The organism is Vibrio sp. 2092, assembly GCF_033339635.1.
Lineage (GTDB): Bacteria > Pseudomonadota > Gammaproteobacteria > Enterobacterales > Vibrionaceae > Vibrio > Vibrio alginolyticus.
Window position 1 is genome coordinate 307,793 of record NZ_JAWOUY010000003.1, and the last position, 23,454, is coordinate 331,246.

The following is a 23,454-nucleotide window of genomic DNA, read 5'->3' on the forward strand; positions in this document are numbered from 1 at the left end:
ATGAGTTTAGGCCCTTTGGGGATGTCTGGCGGCATGGATATTAATTCCATGGTCAGCAAAATTGTGGATGCCGAACGCGTACCAAAGCAGCAACGCATCGACAACGAACGCACGACAATTAATGCCAGTATCAGTGCTTACGGACGACTCAGAGAATCATTGGATACGATGAAAAATCTCATGGCGAACTTTCGTCAGGAGAAAGCATTTGCCGTTCGCACTGTCGAAACGACCGATGACAATATCGTATCTGCCACGGCAACCACAGATGCTATCGCTGGCAAATATGCTATCGATGTGTTGCAGCTTGCTCAGAGCCATAAAGTCGCTTCTGACGTATTGCCAGAAGACGCAAAATTTGGCCCTGGTAAGCTGCAGATTTCGCTTGGTGATGAGCGTTTTAATATCGATGTTCGTTCCCGATCTAAGCTCATCGATGTCGTACGTGGCATCAATGGCGCTAAAGATAACCCTGGCGTTCGTGCATCTCTTATTAACGACGTCGAAGGTCCACGCCTTATCCTTGCTTCTAACCTCTCTGGTAAGGATCATCAAATCAGAGTCAGTGTGGAGGCAGAAAAAGGCAACCCTCTTAAATATTTCGAATACCAAACACTTGAAGACCGCGTCAACGCGCTTGAAGAAGCTCGTTCAGCGGCGGAAGATGTCTTAGGTCCTCTTAAATTTCCGGAACAACCAGCAGAAGAGCTGGATGCAAACGGCAATCCTCTACCTCCAGAAGAGCAAAAAGCGGCAGACGATGTACAAGATGATGCATCGCAAGCGCCAATCTCTGCGGCGGGTGCAGAAGCAGCCAAAGCTGGTCAAGAAGCCATTGATGAAGCCAACCGACGCGCGAGTTTACGCCCTGAAGACAGAATTCCAGGGTGGACAGAAACTGCGTCAGGTACTTTGTTGGACTCTTATGAAGAACCAGAGCTCGAACTCGACGAAAAGGCAATAGAGAAGGCACCAGATGTACCAGGCTGGAATAATGCCGCATCGGGCACCCTAACCGATTCTTACGTTACGACGAAAGAGGCTAAGCAGCTTCTTGAGCAAGAAAAAGCGGAAATCGAGCAAAAAATTGCGAGTGAAAAGAAAGCGTTAGACGAAAAAGTGGCACGTGGTGAACTTTCCGAAGCGCAAGCTAAGCAAATTCATCGCGCTAAACTTGATCCTCAAGAACGTGAGCGTCTGGAAAAAATTGATGAAGCAGAAGCGAAAATCGCAAAGGCACAATCTGCTTTTGAAGAATACCTTGGAATGACAGAAGTACAAGCAGGGCAAGATTCAGAAGTTCTGCTTGATGGCGTGGCAAAGCTATCTAGCCACAACAATGTGATTGAAGATGCGATCGAAGGTGTTGATTTAACACTAAAAGGCAAATCAGAACCGAATAAACCGCCTGCTGAAATTGGTGTCGAGTACGACCGTCAAAGTGTACGCAACGATATCGAAAACTTTGTGGCAGCGTATAACTCGTTTTATCAAACCTCCCAAGCGTTGGCGAGTGTGGATCCGGTAACTGGTCAAAAAGGGCCGTTGTCAGGTGACAGCACCGTACGCAGTGCAGATTCACGATTAAAATCGGTTTTTTCTACTCGAATCGATAAAGCACCTGAAAACCTAAAGTCCTTAACAGAATTTGGCATTACGACCACACGTCAAGGCACACTAGAAATCAACTATGACATGCTAGACCGCCAGTTGAACAATAACTTCAACGAGTTAGAAAAGTTCTTCGGTGGCAACACAGGTTTTGCTAAACGAGTAGAAGATGCGATTCACGGTATCACAGGTATTACAGGCAGTATTCGTACTCGAGAAAAAAGTCTCACAGAACAAAATTACCGTTTGAGTGACGATCAAGCGGCATTAGATCGCCGCATGGAAAGCCTAGAGAAGCGTACTCATGCGAAGTTTACCGCGATGCAAGATGCGACCGGTAAAATGCAGGGCCAGTTGGGCGCTTTGATGAGTGCGTTGGGTTAATAAATGCAAAAAGAACTCATGGAAATTAGTGATATAGATCAACTAATTACGCAAGAATTAGAAAAAATTGATTTTAATGCTGAAGAAATTCTTCGCTTGGTCGATATCAGGGAACGGTTATTGCAAAACCTGTTACCAATTATTCATCAAAATCCTTTGGTTAAGCAGGATGCAGAGTGGCAAGCATTGCTAACTCGTACCAAAAGAATTGTCGAGCTGATGCAATCGGAAACGTCAAAGGTCGGAAAAGAGCTCCATAAGTTTCGTTATGGCCAGCGTTCACTTCAGCAGTACAAAAAATTTATTTAAAAGAGGATTACTATGCGCGGTTCTTTGCAAGCATACAAAAAGGTATCAGTCGACAGCCAGCTTAGCGCGGCTTCTCCGCACAAAGTCATTCAAATGCTTATGGCTGGTGCGATTGAGCGCCTTATTCAAGGTAAAGCAGCCATGCAAGCAGGCAATATTCCAGCAAAAGGTGAGCGCTTAGGTAAAGCGTTAGACATCATTATCGCGCTACGCAGCTGTCTATCTATGGATGACGGTGGTGATATTGCTTCAAACTTAGATTCACTGTATGAGTTTATGATCACGCAAATTTCTGCTGCTAACCATCAAAATGAGCCTCAGCTGATCGACGACGTTATCGATATTATCCGTGAGATCAAGTCCGCTTGGGACCAAATCCCAACAGAGTTTCATAATCTTACCGCTGCTGAAGTTGGTATTTAATAGTCAAAACAATGCGTTAAGATACTAGACGAATATATTTGTCAATTGCGCAACGAGTTGTGTAGCAAAGTTTCTATCAAGCTCACACCTCTCCATTGCTTGGTTGCCTTATTTTTATATTCAAATAAAATAGAAGCCATTAGTAGCCCTAATGGCTTTTTTGTTGCTGATTTTCCTATTTTGTCTATCGTAAATTGAGTGTGGTGGTTCTGCCTTCTTTAGCACCCAATTGCGCAAATCAAGGTTTGGCCGCAACGCACCTAAAATAAAGGCAATCATTCTTACTTATGCATGGTTTGGCAAAGCTGCTTGTAATTGATGATGACGCATCAAGTCGTTTAAATTTAAGCAATATATTGGAATTTGTTGGAGAAAATTGCGAAGCGGTCAGTTCTGATCAGCTCAGCGATGTTGATTGGTCTAGCGTATGGTCGTGCTGTATTGTTGGTAATATTCCAGCAGGTCAAGCGGCGAGTACGGTTATCTCTCATTTAAACAGCGCTTACCACATCCCTCTTCTAGTCATGGGCCGTTTTCCTTTGCCTGTTGATGATCTTCCAAATTTTGTTGGTGAACTAGAGCTGCCGCTTAATTACCCACAGCTTAGTGAAGCGTTACGCCACTGCAAAGATTTTCTGGGGCGAAAAGGAGTGAATGTTGTTGCTAGTGCACGCAAAAACACGCTTTTTCGCAGCTTAGTTGGTCAAAGTAGAGGTATTCAAGAAGTTCGACACCTGATTGAGCAAGTATCAAACACAGAAGCAAACGTGTTGATCTTAGGTGAGTCCGGTACGGGTAAAGAAGTTGTTGCGCGTAACATCCACTATCATTCTTCATACCGCGATGGCGCATTTGTACCTATTAACTGTGGTGCAATACCGCCTGAGCTCCTAGAAAGCGAATTGTTTGGTCACGAAAAAGGCGCGTTTACTGGTGCGTTAACTGCCCGTAAAGGTCGATTTGAGCTCGCAGACGGTGGCACGATCTTTCTTGATGAGATTGGCGATATGCCAATGTCGATGCAAGTAAAGTTGCTTCGTGTATTGCAAGAACGCTGCTTTGAACGTGTAGGTGGCAATAGTACCATCAAGGTAAATGTTCGAGTGGTGGCGGCGACACACCGTAATCTAGAAAATATGATTGAAGAAGGCACGTTCCGAGAAGACTTGTTCTATCGTCTGAACGTGTTTCCAATTGAGATGCCAGCGCTGAAAGAGCGCAAACAAGATATACCATTGCTGCTGCAAGAACTGATGACACGTTTAGAGGCGGAAGGCGGACAACCTATCTGCTTTACACCTCGTGCAATCAACTCACTGATGGAGCATAACTGGCCGGGCAACGTACGCGAGTTGGCTAATCTTGTTGAGCGAATGATTATTTTGTATCCAAATAGCTTGGTGGATGTAAACCATCTACCAACCAAATATCGCTACAGTGACATCCCAGAGTTCCAACCAGAGAGCAATCCATTTGTTTCGGTGGAAGAGCAAGAGCGTGATGTATTCCAAGATATCTTCTCTGAAGATTTTAGCTTTGAAGATCAAGACGACCTTGATCACAGCATGAACGCCCCGCAAGCGCTGCCACCGGAAGGGGTTAATTTGAAAGAGCTGCTGGCTGATTTAGAAGTTAATATGATCAGCCAAGCATTAGAAGCGCAGGGTGGTGTTGTAGCAAGAGCGGCCGACATGCTGGGTATGCGACGTACTACGCTGGTGGAAAAAATGCGTAAGTACAACTTACAGCGCTAGGTAAAGTGAAGTTTTAAGACGATATCTGAATTATCACTTGTGCTAGTTAACATCGTTTTTCTGGCATCCAAAACCGTCACCTCTGAGTGTCAACTTATTGTCGATAGCTTAACGTCCTGATAAATATATAAAATAGCTTGGTACGCTAATTGCTTACCAAGCTATTTTAGTTTTAGCGGCGATATTTCGACAGGCAGTAATGGATAACAACACCAATCAATCCCATTTAGATTCCGTAGAGAATCAGGTTGAGCGCTACAAACAGGTGCTCGATGTGATGCCTGCTGGAGTGATTTTGCTCGATACGTACGGAGTAGTGCGTGAAGCAAATCCAGAAGCGCACCGAATTCTTGAGATTCCACTGGTTAACGAAAAATGGTTCAACGTTATCCAGGCGGTGTTTGACCCACGTGAAGATGATGGCCACGAAGTTTCATTACGTAATGGCCGTAAAGTTCGACTCGCCATCTCGGCGTCCACAACAGGTCAATTGATCCTGATTACCGATTTAACCGAAACCCGTTTACTTCAAGCTCGTGTCAGTGATTTACAGCGCTTATCGTCGTTAGGACGTATGGTTGCGTCGCTTGCTCACCAAGTAAGAACGCCGCTGTCGAGCGCTATGTTATATGCATCCAATTTGGGAGCGCCAAATCTTCCTCCAGCGACAAAAGATCGCTTCCAAACCAAATTAATGGATCGACTGCACGATTTGGAAAAGCAGGTTAATGATATGCTGCTTTTTGCTAAAGGTGGTGATAATAAGGTCATTAAGCCATTTACGATTGCCCAGTTGGTAGCGGAATATCAGCCGATGGTCGAAACCGCGCTAAAAAACAACAGTATTGATTACTGCCTAGAAGTGGAAGAAGAACAAACTGAGCTACTAGGCAATGCGAACGCCATTGCATCCGCATTAAGTAATCTGGTCATGAATGCGATTCAAATGTCTGGTAAAGAATCGCAAGTCGATATTTTTTTCCGCCCGGTAAATGGTGAGTTACGCATTTCTGTGCAAGACAGCGGACCGGGAGTGCCCGAAGAACTGCAAGCCAAAATTATGGAGCCATTTTTTACCACACGTTCTCAAGGAACTGGATTAGGGTTGGCAGTTGTTCAAATGGTTTGCCGTGCCCATGACGGTCGATTGGAACTTATTTCAGAGCAGGGTGATGGAGCCTGCTTCACCATGTGCATTCCGCTAGAGCGAGTGCAAACAGAAGCGCAATAAGCGGCTTTTGGTAATAACAATTTCTGGAGAATCATAATGGCGCAAAGCAAAGTGCTGATCGTAGAAGACGATGAAGGTCTTCGTGAAGCCCTAGTCGATACTCTGGCTCTGGCAGGGTATGAGTGGTTGGAAGCGGACTGTGCTGAAGATGCACTGTTAAAGCTGAAATCGAATACGGTTGATATCGTCGTTTCTGATGTGCAAATGGCGGGTATGGGTGGCTTAGCTCTGCTCAAAAGCATCAAGCAGAATTGGCCTAACTTACCAGTATTGCTAATGACGGCGTACGCCAACATTGAAGATGCCGTGTCTGCAATGAAAGATGGCGCGATTGACTACATGGCGAAACCATTTGCACCAGAAGTATTGCTGAACATGGTCAGTCGATATGCACCGATCAAAAGCGATGACAATGGTGACGCGGTCGTGGCAGATGAAAAAAGTCTGCGTCTACTTGCGTTGGCCGATAAAGTGGCACGTACAGATGCGAATGTTATGGTGCTAGGTCCTAGTGGCTCAGGTAAAGAAGTCATGTCGCGCTATATTCACAACGCGTCAAATCGTAAAAATGGTCCTTTTGTCGCAATTAACTGTGCCGCGATTCCTGACAATATGCTCGAAGCAACACTGTTTGGCTATGAAAAGGGCGCATTTACTGGTGCTGTTCAGGCATGCCCAGGAAAGTTTGAACAAGCACAAGGTGGCACAATCTTACTTGATGAAATCAGTGAGATGGACTTGAACCTGCAAGCGAAGTTGTTGCGTGTTTTGCAAGAGCGAGAAGTAGAGCGCCTAGGTAGTCGCAAAAGCATCAAGTTAGATGTTCGTGTGTTAGCGACGAGTAACCGTGATCTTAAGCAATACGTGTCAGAAGGAAACTTCAGAGAGGACTTATATTACCGCCTGAATGTATTCCCAATTGCGTGGCCTGCACTTAAAGAACGTAAAGGCGATATTGCACCGCTTGCCAAGCATCTTGCTGAGCGTCATTGCAGCAAAATGGGCATGCCAGTGCCTCAATTCTCGACCGTTGCGTTAGAAAAACTATTGCAATACCCTTGGCCGGGTAATGTTCGTGAATTGGATAACGTGGTTCAACGAGCGCTGATATTAAGTGAAAATGGCGACATCGATGCTGAGCACATTTTGCTTGAGGGCGTAGATTGGCAAGATGCCAATAGCTTACAACACGTGGTGCAAAATGCAGATATGGTCGTGCCCAATGTTAAGCCAGTTGCGCAAGCTGAGAATGTCAGCCGCCCCGTAACTGGTGGAGAAGGCTTAGGCAGCGAGCTGCGCGATCAAGAATACGCCATTATTTTAGAGACTTTGGTTGAGTGTAATGGTCGACGCAAAGAAATGGCGGAGAAACTGGGTATAAGCCCTCGAACCTTGCGCTATAAGCTTGCCAAAATGCGTGATGCTGGTATAGATATCCCGAATTAACACAGACAACGGCCATAAGACAAAAAGTGTAAGTAAATTGATTGCTAATGTCTTATGGCACGTTAATTGCTGTGTCAATAATCAGTTTTGTTAATAGTCAATCTTTTGGCTTAGAGGTGCTAATGAAAATTGATGGTATTCAGGCAGAAATGCGCGCCATGATGGTAGAAGCAACCAATACGGCTCCTACTGCAAGTGGGGCGAAAGTTGGAGCGGATTTTAACGATCTCCTAACTAAAGCCATCAATAACGTGAACACACTTCAAAAAGCATCTGGTGATTTACAAACCCGTTTTGATCGTGGTGATGCCGATGTATCCCTTTCTGACGTTATGATCGCTCGTAACAAGTCTAGTGTCGCTTTTGATGCGACGGTTCAAATTCGCAATAAACTCGTTGAGGCATATAAAGACCTCATGAACATGCCAGTGTAATTTAGGTAATAAGTGTGGCAGACAAGTCTACAGATTTAACCGTCACTGAAGGCGGCTCAGATGGTGCACTGGTAGCAAGTTCCGATGTGGATGTGGAGAGTCAAAATCCAGATCTAGAGGAGCGCAGTGCGTCAAAATTCGATATGGCAGTGGGCGACCTCGATTTACTTCGTCAGGTTGTGCTTGTGCTGTCGATATCCATCTGTGTTGCATTGATCGTGATGCTGTTCTTTTGGGTCAAAGAACCGGAGATGCGCCCACTTGGTGCGTATGAGACCGAAGAATTGATCCCCGTTCTGGATTATCTGGACCAGCAGAAAATCAATTATAAGCTTGATGGCAATACTGTTTCTGTTGAATCGAGTGAGTACAACTCGATCAAACTTGGCATGGTTCGTTCCGGCGTTAACCAAGCTACAGAAGCAGGCGATGATATTTTGCTGCAAGACATGGGTTTTGGTGTTTCACAACGTCTCGAGCAAGAGCGTCTCAAACTCAGTCGAGAGCGCCAATTGGCTCAAGCAATTGAAGAAATGAAGCAAGTTCGCAAAGCACGAGTGTTATTGGCACTGCCAAAGCACAGCGTATTTGTGCGTCATAACCAAGAAGCGTCTGCGTCGGTATTTTTGACATTGTCGACAGGCACGAACCTTAAGCAGCAAGAAGTGGATTCTATTGTCGACATGGTAGCGAGTGCCGTGCCGGGAATGAAAACTTCTCGAATTACCGTCACAGATCAGCATGGCCGCTTACTCAGCTCAGGCTCCCAAGATCCTGCTTCTGCGGCGCGACGCAAAGAACAAGAATTAGAACGCAACCAAGAACAAGCGCTGCGCGAAAAAATTGATTCCGTACTATTACCGATTTTAGGTTATGGCAACTATACGGCGCAGGTTGACATCCAAATGGATTTCAGTGCGGTTGAACAAACTCGCAAACGCTTTGATCCGAACACCCCTGCGACCCGCAGTGAGTACGCACTCGAAGATTACAATAACGGTAACATGGTAGCGGGTATTCCGGGTGCGTTGAGTAATCAGCCTCCAGCGGATGCCTCAATTCCGCAAGATGTGGCTCAAATGAAAGATGGTTCTGTCATGGGGCAGGGGTCAGTTCGTAAAGAGTCCACGCGTAACTTTGAGCTAGATACCACCATCAGCCACGAGCGAAAGCAGACCGGGACGGTGGCTCGTCAGACCGTTTCTGTTGCGATTAAAGACCGTCGTCAAGTTAACCCTGATACGGGTGAAGTGACTTATACCCCAATGTCCGAATCTGAAATCAATGCCATTCGCCAAGTATTAATTGGCACTGTTGGCTTTGATCAAGGCCGTGGCGATTTGCTGAATGTATTGAGTGTAAAGTTTGCTGAGCCAGAGGCTGAGCAGCTAGAAGAACCACCAATTTGGGAGCACCCTAACTTCAGTGATTGGGTTCGTTGGTTCGCAAGTGCATTAGTGATTATTGTGGTTGTGTTGGTTCTGGTTCGCCCAGCAATGAAGAAATTGCTTAACCCTACCAGCGATGATGAAGACGAAATGTACGGACCAGACGGCTTGCCGATTGGTGCGGATGGTGAAACTAGCTTGATTGGCAGTGACATCGAAAGCAGCGAACTGTTCGAGTTTGGCTCAAGTATTGATTTGCCAAACCTTCATAAAGATGAAGATGTATTGAAAGCGGTTCGCGCTCTGGTTGCGAATGAACCTGAACTGGCTGCTCAAGTAGTGAAAAACTGGATGAATGACAATGGCTAACGATATCGTACCTCAAGATGACAACGCCGCGGGAATGCCAGTAGAGCTGGATGTTTCAACCATTACTGGCGAAGAAAAAGCGGCAATTTTGCTACTGAGCCTTAATGAACAAGATGCAGCTGGCATTATCCGTCACCTAGAACCAAAACAGGTTCAGCGTGTTGGTAGTGCGATGGCTCGCGCGAAGGATCTCAGCCAAGACAAGGTATCTGCTGTTCATCGTGCGTTTTTGGAGGATATCCAGAAATACACCAACATTGGTATGGGCAGCGAAGACTTTATGCGTAATGCACTGGTTGCCGCTCTTGGTGAAGACAAAGCCAACAACTTAGTTGACCAGATCCTACTTGGTACGGGCTCAAAAGGTTTGGATTCTTTGAAATGGATGGACCCACGCCAAGTGGCGAGCATTATTGTCAATGAACACCCACAGATTCAAACTATCGTATTGTCTTATTTAGAAGCAGACCAATCTGCAGAGATTTTGTCTCAGTTCCCTGAGCGCGTGCGTTTGGATCTGATGATGCGTATTGCCAACCTTGAAGAAGTTCAGCCATCAGCATTGGCAGAGCTGAACGAAATCATGGAGAAACAGTTCGCGGGTCAAGCGGGTGCACAAGCAGCCAAAATTGGCGGCCTGAAAGCAGCAGCGGAGATCATGAACTACCTAGACAACAACGTCGAAGGTTTGTTGATGGAACAAATTCGCGATCAGGACGAAGACATGGCGACGCAAATCCAAGACCTAATGTTTGTCTTCGAAAACTTAGTCGAAGTGGACGACCAAGGTATTCAGAAGTTGCTGCGTGACGTACCACAAGACGTGTTGCAAAAAGCACTCAAAGGTGCAGATGACTCGTTACGTGAGAAAGTCTTCAAGAACATGTCTAAACGTGCTGCTGATATGATGCGTGATGACATAGAAGCGATGCCGCCAGTACGAGTGGCAGATGTAGAAGCCGCTCAGAAAGAAATCTTAGCAATTGCCCGTCGAATGGCGGATGCTGGTGAGCTCATGTTGTCTGGCGGTGCTGACGAATTCTTATAATTTCTATTGCTTCGCAATTATCCTATTGCGGAGCACCCTCACTTCTTAATCGAACACACAATAGGTAACCCATGGCTGGCGATAGAAAACGTGGATTTATCCGTCCTGATGAAGATGATTCGATGATCGAACCTCAACGTTGGGGGCTGCCTGATTATGGCGAGCCTAAAGCCAAACAAGCAAAACAAACCGCGTTCAACTATGACCCGGGATGGGTGCCGAATTTTGATGAGCCTGAAGAAGAGCAGCCACTTGCGCTAACCGAAGAGCAAATTGAACTGATTAAGCAAGGTGCTTATCAAGAAGGCTTACATCAAGGTCAGGAAGCTGGCTTTAAGCAAGGTTACGACAAAGGTAAAGAAGAAGGGTTGCAAGCCGGCCATGCTGAAGGTCTCGAGCTCGGAAAAGCTGAAGGGGTAACTGCAGGGCAAGAATACATTCAGCAGCAAGTTGAAACTTTTATGAACTTGGCCAATCAGTTTGCTCAACCTTTGGAGTTGATGAATGCTCAGGTTGAAAAGCAGCTGGTGGATATGGTGCTCTGCTTAGTTAAAGAAGTGGTGCACGTTGAAGTACAAACCAACCCTCAAATTATTTTAGATACAGTGAAGCAGTCGGTTGAAGTGCTACCAATATCAGGCCACCCTATTACCTTGCACCTGAATCCAGAAGATGTCGCGATTATTCGTTCAGCTTATGGTGAAGAAGACCTTGATTGTCGCAACTGGACGTTAGTTGCTGAACCATCGCTCAATCGAGGTGACGTCCAGATTGAAGCCGGTGAATCAAGCATTAATTATCGCATGGAAGAACGCGTCAAAAGCGTATTGCACAGCTTTTGTGGCGCAAACCGTCATCAAGAGGGTGAGTAATCCATGCAAGCACTCGCTGACCGCTTAAAAAGCTACAAAGTTGAAGGCCTTACGACGCGCCCTGTCGCCTCTGGCAAACTGGTGCGTGTGGTTGGGTTAACGTTGGAAGCGACTGGCTGTCGCGCACCAATTGGCAGTTTATGCTTAGTGGAAACCATGTCAGGTCAGATGGAAGCCGAGGTTGTCGGCTTTTCAGGTGACAACCTATTTTTAATGCCAAGCGAACAAATTACGGGCATTTTACCTGGCGCGAGAGTCACCCCTTTAACCAGTGACGCTGGTTTACCCGTCGGCATGGAGTTACTTGGGCGCGTGATAGACGGGGTTGGGAATCCACTTGATGGACTTGGCCCTTTGTATACCGATCACCGTGCCTCTTTTAATGCCGAACCAATCAACCCGTTGGCTCGAAAGCCAATTTCTGAACCGCTCGATGTTGGCCTAAAAGCCATCAATGGTTTGTTGACGGTTGGTAAAGGTCAGCGTATCGGTCTGTTTGCAGGTTCTGGTGTGGGTAAATCGGTCACGCTTGGCATGATGACGCGAGGCACCACCGCACAGGTTGTGGTCGTCGGCCTGATAGGTGAGCGTGGACGTGAAGTTAAAGAGTTCATCGAAGAGATCTTGGGTGAGGACGGTCGTCGCCGCTCAGTGGTGGTCGCGGCGCCTGCCGATGCTTCACCTCTAATGCGCTTAAAGGGGTGCCAAACGGCATTAACGATTGCTGAATACTTCAGGGACCAAGGGTTAGATGTTCTGCTATTGATGGACTCGTTGACTCGTTTTGCACAAGCACAGCGTGAAATCGCACTTTCTGTTGGTGAGCCGCCAGCGACGAAAGGTTACCCGCCTTCTGTATTTGCCAAGCTGCCAGCGCTGGTCGAGCGAGCGGGTAATGGAAGTGCCGAACAAGGCTCGATTACGGCGTTCTTTACCGTGTTGACCGAAGGGGATGATTTGCAAGATCCGATAGCGGATGCATCGCGAGCCATTCTTGATGGCCATATTGTACTTTCTCGTGAAATGGCGGATGCAGGCCATTATCCGGCGATTGATGTCGAGAAGTCGGTGAGCCGTGTTATGCCGCAAATCACGACTGAAGAGCACGTTTTGATGTCAAAAGCGGTGCGACAGGTCTTGTCTATTTGTCGCAAGAATCAAGATTTGGTCTCGATTGGAGCGTACAAACCGGGTACCGATCCTGCTATTGATGGCGCATTTACTTTGAAACCGAAGTTAGATGAATACTTGCAGCAGAGCATGAAAGAATCGGTGCCATACGATATGTGCGTCAATATGCTTAGAAACATTTTGGGTGGGTGATAGCGCATGAATAATGCGATGGAGTTTCTACTTGAGCAAACTAAGGATCGTGAAGACCAAGCTGTGCTTGCACTGAACAAAGCGCGTTCTGAACTCGAAGATTATTACCGTCAGGTTGAACAAATTGAAAAGTATCGGCTTGATTATTGCCAGCAACTCGTCGACCGTGGTCAGGCGGGCCTAACGGCAAGTCAATATGGACACTTAAATCGATTCCTTACCCAGCTAGATGAAACTTTATCTAAGCAAAAGCAAGCAGAAAGTCATTTCAAAGAGCAGGTTGAAAACTGTAAAGAATATTGGTTAACCGTGCGTAAAGAACGCAAATCCTATGAGTGGATGATAGACAAACGCGAAAAAGAGAAACAACTTGCTGAAGCTAAGCGCGAACAAAAGCAAATGGACGAGTTTTCCACCTTACTTTACAGTCGAAAACCACATCGTTTCTAAACGTTATCGGTTCGATATTGCATTACGGTGTTGCAGCTGACTACATCTCTACCGATTCAAGTAAGGTAACTTTGATTGAGTCTTGTTCAATTAACTCAAACACCTTCGGTCGAATCTCGCGAACCCACCACTCGTTGTATGTTTTTTCGTAGAGAGCCTGGCGTGCTTGTTCATTGTCGAACTCTCTAAGCCAAACAAAATAGTCATGTCCATCATCACCAGTGTGGACGTAAGTATTCAGTACACGCATGCCTTGTGAACGTTGATAGGGCAACAGTTCTTCCTTCATCCAACTTAGCCACTGTTCTGTTTTGCCTGCTCTGATTCTATATTGGCGTAATTCTGTGATCTTCAAAGTGATTCCTTAATTGTTAAGTCAAATGTCTGTTTACGCTTATCGTTTTTCAAAGTCAATCAAGTAGCTGTACATCATGTTAGGAACCAGGTTCTCGGATAGTACTGTTGATGTTTGTTCCATAAACATGCCATCTATTAGCTTACCGAGAATTGGCTCAATATTGTGGTGTGATTTTTGCATTTTAGCTGTCAGTGTCGGGTCTTTTTGACCTTTGTTTGCCGCCAGTATTGCTGTCTGTCAGCGATACGCTCAGAGCCACGAGAACGAGAGTTTCTAAATGAGTGTGAATTTGTCCCATGTATCTGCGACTACCAAGACGCCAGTTTCTGATGTGTCCGCTAAAGCGTCCGCAGAGAGCACTGAAAGCAAGGGATTTTTAGAAACGTTAACCGATGCGTTTGCTGGTAAACAAAAGCCCGAAAAAGTAGCAACAGAATCGACAGTGGTTGAAGAAAAAGAAAGAGCGGATGTAGGCAGTACTTCTTCTGCTAACGTCTCGGACGAATTGTTGGCGCAAGAAAGCCAAGGATCCGTCAGTGACGGGACCCATGATTTTGATGAAATATCAGCAAACAAACCGAATGCAACCTTAAGTGAAGAAGTAAGTTTACAAAAGGCGAGTAACAGCACACCTTTGGAGCATGATGTTGAAGCTATTGAAAAAGTGAAATCAACATCAATTGATACGAGTAACCCATCAAATACAATGGACGTAAAAAGCACGATGGGCGAAGGACAACAGCTTCTTGGTCGAATTGAACAAGCGAATCAAACCCTGAATGCGAGTAATGCATCCATCGATAGTGGCAAAGTTTTGCCTCAGAGCGCGAATTTAGTGCATTCGTTCCACGAGCAAGCAACCGTTTCGACACACCTTGATGAGCTTGCTTTGAATGAAACGCCATCAGTTCATTCGCTTGAACAAGCACAGATGATCCCAGGACAAGACTTAGAGCCAATTTTAGATAAGAATGGTCAACCTATCGATGTCGACAAACTTTCGCCTGAGTTTGCTGCTTGGCAAGAGCTAGCGAAACAAGCCAGCCATCCGACGGCTAAGAGCGCAGTCAGTGGTGAAGTAGCTAATGATCTGTCGCCGTTGTTAACAGACGTTGATGGTTCCAACATCGACGCGCTTCCACGAGTATCCTTGGATGAACTTGAAGTTATAGATACTAAGTTGGCGCAAGGAAAACCACTGACTCAGCAAGAAGCTCAGATCATTGAAGGGTTGAAACAAGGAAGGATCACGGCGGATATTCCTGATCAAGACCTTGCCCAATTTGTTGCGCTCCCTAATGACATTAAACAGATTCTCGCAGAGCAACAAGTACAACATAATTTAACTCGCCAGGCTGGACCTATGGCAGTGTCTCAGCAAATCCAGCATACAGCGGCTCAAGTACCCCAGCCACAAACTGCTCATAGTGGAGAAAAAGTCGCATTATCTCCAACGCCTGATACGTTGATAGCCGCGCAAGTGCCGACGTCGCTTCAAGGTGTGAAAGACGGAGAGATTAGCCAGAAAGTGATGAACGCAGCATTGGAGACTGGTGCGCTAAAGGCGACTGCGGATAAACAAGATAAGCCGGACCTCCAACATGGCTTCGCTGGACAACTTCAGGCTATGGCAGGTCAGCAAGGAATTAATGTGCAGCAACAAGCGCGTATTGATGCTGCACAACAAGCTCAGCTTCCGTTGCAACTAACTAAAGAGCTAGCCAACGAGCAAGTTGCGGAAAAAGTGCAAATGATGATGTCGAAGAATCTGAAAAATCTCGATATTCGTCTTGATCCACCAGAGTTAGGTCGTATGCAAATTCGTATGACCATGAATAACGACGTTGCCAATGTACATTTTACAGTGAACAACCCGCAAGCTCGTGACATTATTGAACAGACGCTCCCTCGTTTGAGAGAAATGCTAGCGCAACAAGGTATGCAGCTGGCTGATTCTTCCGTCCAGCAACAAAACAGCGGGCAACAGCAAGGTAGGTATACTGCTGAACAACATGGTCAAAGCGCGCAAAGTGGCGGTTTTTCTGGACAGTCCGAAGAGGGTTTTGAATCTGATGTCAATCTGGATTTGAATGTCGCTTCAAAGCGTGATGGAATTAGTTTTTACGCATAAAAGGCCGTTTAACGGCAATGGCATACGGTTACCAAGCAACTCACTAAAACGTCTTGGTAACTCAAAAGAACAATAAGAGACAAGAATGGCAGAAGAACAGTTACAAGGGGCCGATGCGCCGAAAGGAAAAAGCAAGTTACTTATCATCATCATCGCTGTTGTAGTATTACTACTTGGTGGCGGGGCAGCGGCATTTTTTCTAATGGGCTCTGATGAACCTGCTCAGGCTGAATCGTCTCAACAGGCTCAAGTGAAGGCATCGGATGCTGCGCCCATCGCGTATGTGAATCTTCCTCAGGCATTTGTATTTAACGTTACTGGGGATAGCCGCGATAGGTTGGTTCAAATTAAAGCGCAGTTAATGGTTCGCGGTGCAGAAAATGAAGAGTTGGCGCGGTATCATTCGCCACTGATTGAAAGCTCTATGCTATCAACGTTTGCTTCCGCGACGGTTGATCAATTGCGCTCTCCTACAGGACGAGTGGAATTGCGCGATCGTGCTTCCGAAGATATCAAAGCAGCGCTGAATGCTGCGGTCGGTAAGCCAGTGATTGAAAAAGTACTGTTTACAGATTTTGTTATTCAATAGGTAAAACGTGACCGATCTATTAAGCCAAGACGAAATTGATGCGCTATTGCATGGGGTTGACGATGTTGATGACGTCGATGAACCGATAGAAAACGACACTGAGGGCGCCGTCAATTTTGATTTCTCGTCGCAAGACAGAATCGTACGTGGTCGAATGCCGACGCTCGAACTTATCAACGAGCGCTTCGCACGGCACATGCGTATTAGTCTGTTTAATATGCTGCGTAAAACGGCAGAGGTGTCGATCAATGGCGTGCAGATGATGAAGTTTGGTGAATACCAGAACACATTGTACGTGCCAACCAGTTTGAACATGGTGCGTTTTCGTCCGTTAAAAGGCACTGCGTTGATCACCATGGAGGCTCGTTTAGTCTTTATTCTGGTAGAAAACTTCTTTGGCGGTGATGGTCGATTCCACGCCAAAATAGAAGGCCGTGAATTTACCCCAACGGAACGCCGCATCATTCAGTTGTTACTGAAAATTGTATTTGAAGATTATAAAGAAGCGTGGTCGCCAGTGATGGGGGTAGAGTTCGAATATCTCGACTCTGAAGTAAACCCAAGTATGGCAAACATTGTCAGCCCGACAGAAGTGATTGTCGTGAGTTCCTTCCATATAGAAGTTGACGGCGGTGGCGGCGATTTTCATGTCGTTATGCCTTACTCCATGGTTGAGCCTATCCGTGAACTATTGGATGCAGGTGTTCAGTCCGACAAGATGGAAACGGACGTTCGCTGGAGCTCAGCACTACGTGAAGAGATCATGGATTGTCCGGTTAACTTCCGCGTGAACTTGCTCGAAAAAGACATTTCTTTGCGTGATCTCATGGAGCTGCAACCGGGCGATATCATCCCGATTGAAATGCCAGAACATGCGACGATGTTTGTAGAAGACCTACCGACCTATCGCGTAAAAATGGGTCGTTCGGAAGACAAATTAGCGGTGCAAATTTCTGAGGAAATTGAGCGCCCACATGTCGTCAAAACAGATTTAGCTTTCTTAGGTAAAGACATCATGTCCGAGCTTGAGAGTGAAGACGATATAGACCATTAAGATACCTTATTAAACAGACATGCTATGGCATGAGTTAGGCGTAACACAGGATAGAAAAATGGAACCAAGTGACGATCAAAAGCTAGCAGACGAATGGGCAGCCGCTCTTGGCGAAGACCCGTCTGCCCCTTCTGTAGACGTAGATGAAGTATTGGCTGCGCCACTGGAAGAGCTAAAAGACACTTCAAGCCCAATTAGCGAAGATGAGCGTCGTAAACTCGACACTATTATGGATATCCCGGTGACGATTTCGATGGAAGTCGGTCGTTCTCAAATTAGCATTCGGAACCTGTTGCAGCTTAACCAAGGTTCGGTTGTTGAGTTGGATCGTCTAGCCGGTGAGTCGCTCGACGTATTGGTTAACGGTACTTTGATTGCTCACGGCGAAGTCGTGGTCGTCAACGATAAGTTTGGTATCCGTTTGACGGATGTGATCAGCCAAACTGAACGAATTAAGAAGCTGCGTTAAGATGAGTCGTTCAATCAAAATGCGATTGAAGCAAATCACTGGAGCACTGAGCTTAATGCTAAGTGCTCCTTATGCATTCGCTGCCGCACCAAATAATCTGGATCTTGCGACGACACTTGGCTCGCTTGTGCTTGTAATCGGCGTGATTCTTTTGCTGGCTTGGTTGCTGAAACGTATGCAAGTGCCAGCGATGGGACAACAAAAGGGCTTGCGTATAGTGAGTCAGTTGCCAGTGGGTACAAAAGAAAGAATCGCAGTAGTTCAAGTGGGTGAAGAACAGTTTTTGGTTGGGATTACTAGCCAATCGATCCAAACTTTAGCCAAGTTAGATAAGCCACTGAAAGAGGAAGAGTTGGCGACCAATGCTTTTGCGACTCAATTTAGCCAGCTGATCAAAAAACATGACAAAGGGTAATCCAATTCGTTTGCTCCTGAGTACGTCGTTACTTTTTGTCGGCGTGCTGTTTTCTTCATTTACCTTTGCTGAAGCAGAGGAGTCAGCGCTGCCAGATAACTTAGCCGATGGAAGTGGTGTTACAGTTCAGGCTATGCAAAGTGATACTGGTGCTAGCCGTGCTATGTCCGTTTCTAGTGGCGGTGGTATTCCAGCATTCACCATGACCACGAACCCTGATGGCAGTGAAGACTACTCGGTTACACTACAAATTTTAGCGTTAATGACCATGCTTGGCTTCTTGCCTGCCATGGTGATTCTGATGACCTCGTTCACTCGAATTGTGGTGGTGATGTCGATATTGCGTCAGGCAATGGGTTTGCAACAAACGCCTTCTAATCAGGTCATTATTGGTATTGCGCTGTTTTTGACCTTTTTTGTTATGTCTCCTGTCCTGAACGAAATCAACGACAAAGCTGTTCAGCCTTATTTGAACGAGCAAGTTACGGCGCGAGAAGCGTTTGATGCTGCACAAGCGCCAATGAAAGCATTTATGCTTAAGCAGACCCGAATCAAAGATTTGGAGACGTTCGTAACCATGTCAGGAGAGCAAGTCGAGAATCCAGAAGATGTGTCGATGGCGGTGTTGATTCCGGCTTTTATCACCTCAGAGCTAAAAACTGCATTCCAAATTGGCTTTATGCTCTTCTTGCCGTTTTTGATTATTGACCTTGTAGTCGCTTCGGTACTGATGGCAATGGGTATGATGATGTTGTCACCAATGATTGTTTCGTTGCCGTTCAAGTTGATGTTGTTCGTATTGGTCGATGGTTGGAACTTGATACTCTCGACACTTGCGGGCAGCTTTGCCCTTTAGATAAGCGCAGATAGAGGATAAGACATGACACCAGAAATGTTTGTCGAGCTTTTCCGTGAAGCACTTTGGATGGTGCTTATCATGGTCTGCGCTATTATCATCCCAAGCTTGCTGATCGGCCTTGTAGTTGCGATTTTTCAAGCTGCGACATCCATCAACGAACAAACATTGAGCTTCTTACCGCGTTTGATTGTCACGCTTTTGGCCCTGATGCTGTTTGGGCATTGGATGACGCAAATGTTGATGGAATATTTCTATGGCTTGATTGAACGCTTACCTCAGGTGCTTTATTAGAGGCGCCTATGGAGTACCCCACTAGCGTTGTCTTAGATTGGATCGCAAACTACTTCTGGCCCTATGTTCGTATCTCATCCATGTTGATGGTGATGACAGTAACCGGGGCCCGATTTGTTTCGCCAAGAATCCGCCTTTACCTCGGTTTAGCCATCACTTTCGCTGTCATGCCAGCTATCCCCGCCGTACCTCAAGACATTGAGCTACTCTCGTTTCGTGGCTTCATGACCATTGCCGAGCAAATGATCATCGGCATAGCGATGGGTATGGTTACTCAATTTATGATTCAAACCTTTGTCCTGCTGGGTCAAATATTGGGTATGCAATCAAGTTTGGGCTTTGCTTCTATGGTCGATCCCGCAAATGGTCAGAACACGCCATTGCTTGGTCAGTTATTCATGTTCTTAACGACAATGTTTTTCCTTGCCACCGATGGACACTTAAAAATGCTGCAATTGGTGGTGTTCAGTTTTAAAACTTTGCCGATTGGCTCCGGCTCGCTCAACGCGGTTGATTTCCGTGAAATGGCAGGCTGGCTTGGTATTATGTTCCAAACTGCATTGAGTATGTCTCTATCCGGCATTATTGCACTACTGACCATTAACTTGTCGTTTGGTGTAATGACCCGTGCCGCACCACAGCTGAATATCTTCTCGCTTGGTTTTGCTTTTGCTTTGATGGTGGGTCTATTACTTTGTTGGTACATACTGGCTGGTCTATACAGTCATTATGAAATGTTCTGGACAGTGGGTGAGGCGCAGATTTGTCGGCTCATTCGCTTGGAGTGCTAAGATTTGGCAGAATCAGACGGTCAGGAACGCACCGAAGAAGCCACGCCCCGACGGTTACAACAAGCCAGAGAAAAGGGGCAGGTCGCTCGATCTAAAGAGCTTGCATCAGCATCTGTGCTGATCGTTGGCGCCATTTCATTGATGTGGTTTGGCGAGGCGTTAGCACGTTCATTGTTTTCCATCATGAGCCGTTTATTTGATCTTCAACGAGAAGAGATTTTCGATACTGCAAAACTGTTTGATATCGCTTTGGGCGCGATGAGTGATTTGTTGTTCCCACTATTTTTGGTGTTAGCGACATTGTTTACCGCCGCCATGATTGGAGCAGCAGGTGTGGGAGGAATCAGTTTTTCTGCCCAAGCGGCCATGCCCAAGCTGTCGAAAATGAATCCGCTTAGCGGCTTAAAGCGAATGGTTGGCATGCAAAGCTGGGTAGAGTTGATCAAATCAATCCTTAAAGTGGTTCTGGTCACTGGTGTCGCCATCTATTTGATCCAAGCATCGCAGGCCGATCTGATTCAATTGAGCATGGATGTGTATCCGCAAAACATCTTCCATGCTTTAGATATTTTGCTGAACTTTATTTTGCTGATCAGTTGCTCGCTATTGATTGTGGTTGCCATCGATATTCCATTTCAAATTTGGCAGCACGCCGATCAGTTAAAAATGACCAAGCAAGAAGTCAAAGACGAATACAAAGAGACTGAAGGTAAGCCGGAAGTGAAAGGCCGTATTCGTATGTTGCAAAGGGAAGCGGCTCAACGTCGAATGATGGCGGATGTTCCTCAAGCTGATGTTATTGTTACTAACCCTGAGCACTTCTCGGTAGCGCTTCGTTATAAGCAGAAGACAGACCGTGCGCCAGTCGTGATCGCTAAAGGTACTGACCACATGGCGATGAAGATTCGAGAAGTCGCCCGCGAACATGACATTACGATTGTGCCCGCACCACCTTTGGCTCGTGCGTTGTACCACACGACAGAGCTCGAGCAAGAGATCCCCGATGGGTTATTTACTGCCGTCGCTCAGGTTTTGGCATTTGTATTCCAATTGAAGCAATACCGAAAACGAGGTGGACAGCGCCCGAAAATTCAAGATTATGATTTGCCAATCCCGCCCGAGCACCGCCATTGATACGAAAAGCGGTAAAGCCTTAAAAAAGCTCGTTTGATCAAAAGCTAAGCTCTATTTGAGTGTTTAGTCATTATTTTGGCGCTAATTATGGTACATAGATTGCTTAAAACGCTTTAATTATCAACCCTACCTAAACTTTTAGGCTAAAGCGGTCGCGTATTAATAGTAAGAGCTTACGTGACGCTTCAATCGATTGAGATCTCTCGCAGTATGAAGTTAAGCCTGCCGTTTGCAGATAAATTGCCACGAATCCCTCAACGTGAAATGCCAGCTATTGGTGCTCCGGTGATGGTTTTGGCCACCCTAGCGATGGTGGTACTGCCGATTCCAGCATTTTTGCTGGATATGTTCTTCACCTTTAACATCGCGCTGTCGATGGTGGTGTTGTTAGTGACCGTTTACACACGTCGCCCTTTGGACTTCGCTGCTTTTCCAACGGTATTGCTGATCGCCACGTTGCTCCGCTTGGCTTTGAACGTTGCCTCGACTCGTGTCGTCTTACTGCATGGTCATGAAGGCGGTAATGCGGCAGGTAACGTAATTGAGGCGTTCGGTAACGTCGTTATTGGTGGTAACTACGCGGTCGGCCTAGTGGTTTTCCTCATCTTAATGATCATCAACTTTATGGTGGTGACCAAAGGTGCGGGTCGTATCTCTGAGGTAAGTGCTCGCTTTACGCTTGATGCGTTGCCGGGTAAGCAAATGGCGATTGATGCCGACTTGAATGCCGGATTGATAGACCAAGAGCAGGCAAGAGTTCGTCGTTTTGAAGTGACCAAAGAAGCGGATTTCTATGGCTCGATGGATGGTGCCTCGAAGTTCGTAAAAGGTGACGCGATTGCCGGTATTTTGATTCTGTTTATCAACATCGTCGGCGGTCTGTCTATCGGTATGGCGCAGTATGGATTGGGTTTCGGTGAAGCGATTGAAATCTATACCTTACTGACAATCGGTGATGGTTTGGTCGCACAAATCCCATCGCTATTGCTGTCGATTGCAGCGGCAATGATGGTGACGCGCCAAAACACCGATGAAGACATGGGGGAACAACTGGTCTTCCAGATGTTCGACAACCCAAAAGCGCTGATGATTACTGCGGCTATTCTTGGTGTGATGGGCATCGTACCGGGCATGCCACACTTTGCGTTTTTGAGCCTTGCAGTCGCGGCCGGTGCAGCGGCATATTTCATCGACAAACGGCAGAAGCAGAAAGCGAAAGAGCCCGCTTTACCAGCAACAGCAGACGAAGGTGCAGAACCTTCCTCACAGCGCGAACTGTCTTGGGATGACGTCCAGCCAGTCGATATTATTGGCTTGGAAGTCGGTTATCGCTTAATCCCTTTGGTGGACAGAGACCAAGGTGGGGAACTGTTAGAGCGCGTAAAAGGCGTGCGTAAAAAGTTATCGCAAGATTTTGGGTTCCTAATTCCAGCGGTTCATATTCGTGACAATCTTGAGCTGACCCCAAACAGTTACCGAATTACATTGATGGGAGTTGCGGTGGGCGAAGCAGAGATTCGTCCGGATCAAGAGCTAGCGATTAACCCAGGTCAGGTGTATGGCATGATTGATGGTGAGCCAACCATTGACCCTGCTTTTGGACTGGAAGCCGTATGGATCCGAGAAGATCAGCGAGAGCACGCGCAGGCTCTGGGTTATACGGTTGTTGATTCATCAACGGTATTAGCGACGCACCTAAGCCAGCTATTGACCAACAACGCATCACAGCTAATTGGCCATGAAGAAGTAGAGAATTTATTAGAAATGTTGGGACGCAGCGCGCCTAAGTTGGTCGAGAACTTTGTTCCTGACCAATTACCATTAGGTGTGGTGGTGAAAGTCCTACAAAACTTGTTAAACGAGGCCATTCCAATCCGCGATATTCGCACGATTGTTCAAACTTTGGCTGAGTACTCAAGTAAGAGTCAAGAAGCTGACATATTGACGGCAGCAGTTCGAATTAGTCTTAAACGCCTAATTGTTCAAGAAATCAATGGTATAGAGCCTGAGCTACCAGTGATTACTTTGATACCCGAACTGGAACAAATATTGCATCAAACTATGCAAGCATCAGGAGGCGAATCCGCGGGGATTGAACCGGGACTCGCTGAGCGATTGCAATCTTCACTAAGCCAAGCGACACAGGAACAAGAACTGAAAGGCGAACCTGCCGTTCTGCTTACTTCCGGTGTATTACGCTCGACATTGGCAAAATTTGTGAAGAACACAATACCTAATCTCCGGGTACTGTCTTACCAAGAAATACCGGATGAAAAACAGATCAGAATTGTGCAAGCCGTGGGTAACTGATCTCACGCATC

At 46.3% G+C, this 23,454-nt stretch carries 24 protein-coding genes; 22 read left to right on the top strand and 2 right to left on the bottom strand.

Features of this window, described 5'->3' with window-relative positions; translation table 11 throughout:
• The 12 genes from fliD (at window position 1) to fliJ (ending at window position 13,042) form a co-directional block, all read left to right on the top strand.
• Window positions 1-1,995 carry a flagellar filament capping protein FliD gene (fliD, locus tag R7P80_RS07850; protein ID WP_225491505.1) on the top strand — a complete coding sequence of 665 codons (1,995 nt, stop codon included), beginning with the start codon at window positions 1-3 and terminating at the stop codon, window positions 1,993-1,995.
• A gap of 3 nt (window positions 1,996-1,998) precedes the next feature.
• Window positions 1,999-2,304: a flagellar protein FliT gene (locus R7P80_RS07855; protein ID WP_005380456.1), complete on the top strand. Its 306-nt coding sequence runs from the start codon at window positions 1,999-2,001 to the stop codon at window positions 2,302-2,304.
• 12 nt (window positions 2,305-2,316) lie between these two features.
• Entirely contained in the window at window positions 2,317-2,727 is a 411-nt protein-coding gene (gene fliS, locus R7P80_RS07860) for a flagellar export chaperone FliS (protein ID WP_005380457.1), read from the top strand.
• Between the two features lie 287 nt (window positions 2,728-3,014).
• On the top strand, window positions 3,015-4,481 hold the full coding sequence (locus tag R7P80_RS07865; protein WP_005384490.1) for a sigma-54 dependent transcriptional regulator: 1,467 nt from the start codon (window positions 3,015-3,017) through the stop codon (window positions 4,479-4,481).
• Window positions 4,482-4,680: 199 nt separating this feature from the next.
• A complete protein-coding gene (locus tag R7P80_RS07870; protein WP_005380459.1) occupies window positions 4,681-5,712 on the top strand; it encodes a sensor histidine kinase in 1,032 nt (343 codons plus the stop codon).
• 36 nt (window positions 5,713-5,748) lie between these two features.
• The gene (locus R7P80_RS07875) at window positions 5,749-7,158 is read left to right on the top strand and encodes a sigma-54-dependent transcriptional regulator (RefSeq protein ID WP_213886952.1); all 1,410 of its coding nucleotides are present in this window, start codon (window positions 5,749-5,751) and stop codon (window positions 7,156-7,158) included.
• Between the two features lie 122 nt (window positions 7,159-7,280).
• Window positions 7,281-7,592 (top strand): flagellar hook-basal body complex protein FliE, encoded by a 312-nt coding sequence (fliE, locus tag R7P80_RS07880; protein WP_005384482.1) that lies wholly within the window; start codon window positions 7,281-7,283, stop codon window positions 7,590-7,592.
• 14 nt (window positions 7,593-7,606) lie between these two features.
• The gene (fliF, locus tag R7P80_RS07885) at window positions 7,607-9,349 is read left to right on the top strand and encodes a flagellar basal-body MS-ring/collar protein FliF (RefSeq protein ID WP_053306693.1); all 1,743 of its coding nucleotides are present in this window, start codon (window positions 7,607-7,609) and stop codon (window positions 9,347-9,349) included.
• Entirely contained in the window at window positions 9,342-10,397 is a 1,056-nt protein-coding gene (gene fliG, locus R7P80_RS07890) for a flagellar motor switch protein FliG (protein WP_005380470.1), read from the top strand. Before fliF ends, fliG begins: the two co-directional genes overlap by 8 nt.
• A gap of 71 nt (window positions 10,398-10,468) precedes the next feature.
• On the top strand, window positions 10,469-11,269 hold the full coding sequence (fliH, locus tag R7P80_RS07895) for a flagellar assembly protein FliH (protein ID WP_225491504.1): 801 nt from the start codon (window positions 10,469-10,471) through the stop codon (window positions 11,267-11,269).
• A gap of 3 nt (window positions 11,270-11,272) precedes the next feature.
• A complete protein-coding gene (gene fliI, locus R7P80_RS07900) occupies window positions 11,273-12,592 on the top strand; it encodes a flagellar protein export ATPase FliI (RefSeq protein WP_005384474.1) in 1,320 nt (439 codons plus the stop codon).
• Window positions 12,593-12,598: 6 nt separating this feature from the next.
• Window positions 12,599-13,042: a flagellar export protein FliJ gene (fliJ, locus tag R7P80_RS07905; RefSeq protein ID WP_005380474.1), complete on the top strand. Its 444-nt coding sequence runs from the start codon at window positions 12,599-12,601 to the stop codon at window positions 13,040-13,042.
• A 40-nt stretch (window positions 13,043-13,082) separates the two neighbouring features.
• Here fliJ and R7P80_RS07910 read toward each other — a convergent pair whose 3' ends face one another.
• On the bottom strand, window positions 13,083-13,397 hold the full coding sequence (locus R7P80_RS07910; RefSeq protein WP_005380475.1) for an NIPSNAP family protein: 315 nt from the start codon (window positions 13,395-13,397) through the stop codon (window positions 13,083-13,085).
• Window positions 13,398-13,436: 39 nt separating this feature from the next.
• Window positions 13,437-13,580: a hypothetical protein gene (locus R7P80_RS07915; RefSeq protein ID WP_005394314.1), complete on the bottom strand. Its 144-nt coding sequence runs from the start codon at window positions 13,578-13,580 to the stop codon at window positions 13,437-13,439.
• A 97-nt stretch (window positions 13,581-13,677) separates the two neighbouring features.
• Between R7P80_RS07915 and R7P80_RS07920 the strand changes: the two genes are divergently transcribed.
• The 10 genes from R7P80_RS07920 (at window position 13,678) to flhA (ending at window position 23,443) form a co-directional block, all read left to right on the top strand.
• On the top strand, window positions 13,678-15,531 hold the full coding sequence (locus R7P80_RS07920) for a flagellar hook-length control protein FliK (protein ID WP_225491503.1): 1,854 nt from the start codon (window positions 13,678-13,680) through the stop codon (window positions 15,529-15,531).
• An 85-nt stretch (window positions 15,532-15,616) separates the two neighbouring features.
• Window positions 15,617-16,120, top strand: coding sequence for a flagellar basal body-associated protein FliL (fliL, locus tag R7P80_RS07925; protein ID WP_005380477.1), 504 nt, complete (start codon window positions 15,617-15,619; stop codon window positions 16,118-16,120).
• A gap of 7 nt (window positions 16,121-16,127) precedes the next feature.
• Window positions 16,128-17,174: a flagellar motor switch protein FliM gene (fliM, locus tag R7P80_RS07930; protein WP_005380478.1), complete on the top strand. Its 1,047-nt coding sequence runs from the start codon at window positions 16,128-16,130 to the stop codon at window positions 17,172-17,174.
• Window positions 17,175-17,232: 58 nt separating this feature from the next.
• Window positions 17,233-17,643: a flagellar motor switch protein FliN gene (fliN, locus tag R7P80_RS07935; RefSeq protein ID WP_005380479.1), complete on the top strand. Its 411-nt coding sequence runs from the start codon at window positions 17,233-17,235 to the stop codon at window positions 17,641-17,643.
• A 1-nt stretch (window position 17,644) separates the two neighbouring features.
• Entirely contained in the window at window positions 17,645-18,058 is a 414-nt protein-coding gene (gene fliO / locus R7P80_RS07940; protein WP_005380480.1) for a flagellar biosynthetic protein FliO, read from the top strand.
• Window positions 18,045-18,914, top strand: a complete 870-nt coding sequence (fliP, locus tag R7P80_RS07945; RefSeq protein ID WP_104979599.1) for a flagellar type III secretion system pore protein FliP — start codon at window positions 18,045-18,047, stop codon at window positions 18,912-18,914. Before fliO ends, fliP begins: the two co-directional genes overlap by 14 nt.
• A gap of 24 nt (window positions 18,915-18,938) precedes the next feature.
• Window positions 18,939-19,208, top strand: coding sequence for a flagellar biosynthesis protein FliQ (gene fliQ, locus R7P80_RS07950; protein ID WP_005380488.1), 270 nt, complete (start codon window positions 18,939-18,941; stop codon window positions 19,206-19,208).
• An 8-nt stretch (window positions 19,209-19,216) separates the two neighbouring features.
• The gene (gene fliR / locus R7P80_RS07955) at window positions 19,217-19,999 is read left to right on the top strand and encodes a flagellar biosynthetic protein FliR (RefSeq protein ID WP_005384463.1); all 783 of its coding nucleotides are present in this window, start codon (window positions 19,217-19,219) and stop codon (window positions 19,997-19,999) included.
• A gap of 3 nt (window positions 20,000-20,002) precedes the next feature.
• Complete coding sequence (flhB, locus tag R7P80_RS07960; protein WP_005380490.1) at window positions 20,003-21,133, top strand: flagellar biosynthesis protein FlhB; 1,131 nt, start codon at window positions 20,003-20,005, stop codon at window positions 21,131-21,133.
• Between the two features lie 210 nt (window positions 21,134-21,343).
• Entirely contained in the window at window positions 21,344-23,443 is a 2,100-nt protein-coding gene (gene flhA / locus R7P80_RS07965) for a flagellar biosynthesis protein FlhA (protein WP_054576339.1), read from the top strand.
• Window positions 23,444-23,454 lie beyond the last annotated feature (11 nt).

Bases quoted from the DNA above. Each gene is read 5' to 3' on its own strand.
- R7P80_RS07915 (WP_005394314.1), bottom strand. From the start codon at position 13,580: ATGCAAAAATCACACCACAATATTGAGCCAATTCTCGGTAAGCTAATA.
- R7P80_RS07855 (WP_005380456.1), top strand. From the start codon at position 1,999: ATGCAAAAAGAACTCATGGAAATTAGTGATATAGATCAACTAATTACG.
- fliR (WP_005384463.1), top strand. From the start codon at position 19,217: ATGGAGTACCCCACTAGCGTTGTCTTAGATTGGATCGCAAACTACTTC.
- fliI (WP_005384474.1), top strand. From the start codon at position 11,273: ATGCAAGCACTCGCTGACCGCTTAAAAAGCTACAAAGTTGAAGGCCTT.
- R7P80_RS07875 (WP_213886952.1), top strand. From the start codon at position 5,749: ATGGCGCAAAGCAAAGTGCTGATCGTAGAAGACGATGAAGGTCTTCGT.
- fliQ (WP_005380488.1), top strand. From the start codon at position 18,939: ATGACACCAGAAATGTTTGTCGAGCTTTTCCGTGAAGCACTTTGGATG.
- fliD (WP_225491505.1), top strand. From the start codon at position 1: ATGAGTTTAGGCCCTTTGGGGATGTCTGGCGGCATGGATATTAATTCC.
- fliJ (WP_005380474.1), top strand. From the start codon at position 12,599: ATGAATAATGCGATGGAGTTTCTACTTGAGCAAACTAAGGATCGTGAA.
- flhA (WP_054576339.1), top strand. From the start codon at position 21,344: ATGAAGTTAAGCCTGCCGTTTGCAGATAAATTGCCACGAATCCCTCAA.
- fliS (WP_005380457.1), top strand. From the start codon at position 2,317: ATGCGCGGTTCTTTGCAAGCATACAAAAAGGTATCAGTCGACAGCCAG.
- fliL (WP_005380477.1), top strand. From the start codon at position 15,617: ATGGCAGAAGAACAGTTACAAGGGGCCGATGCGCCGAAAGGAAAAAGC.
- fliG (WP_005380470.1), top strand. From the start codon at position 9,342: ATGGCTAACGATATCGTACCTCAAGATGACAACGCCGCGGGAATGCCA.
- R7P80_RS07865 (WP_005384490.1), top strand. From the start codon at position 3,015: ATGCATGGTTTGGCAAAGCTGCTTGTAATTGATGATGACGCATCAAGT.
- R7P80_RS07870 (WP_005380459.1), top strand. From the start codon at position 4,681: ATGGATAACAACACCAATCAATCCCATTTAGATTCCGTAGAGAATCAG.
- fliP (WP_104979599.1), top strand. From the start codon at position 18,045: ATGACAAAGGGTAATCCAATTCGTTTGCTCCTGAGTACGTCGTTACTT.
- fliN (WP_005380479.1), top strand. From the start codon at position 17,233: ATGGAACCAAGTGACGATCAAAAGCTAGCAGACGAATGGGCAGCCGCT.
- fliE (WP_005384482.1), top strand. From the start codon at position 7,281: ATGAAAATTGATGGTATTCAGGCAGAAATGCGCGCCATGATGGTAGAA.
- fliO (WP_005380480.1), top strand. From the start codon at position 17,645: ATGAGTCGTTCAATCAAAATGCGATTGAAGCAAATCACTGGAGCACTG.
- fliH (WP_225491504.1), top strand. From the start codon at position 10,469: ATGGCTGGCGATAGAAAACGTGGATTTATCCGTCCTGATGAAGATGAT.
- R7P80_RS07920 (WP_225491503.1), top strand. From the start codon at position 13,678: ATGAGTGTGAATTTGTCCCATGTATCTGCGACTACCAAGACGCCAGTT.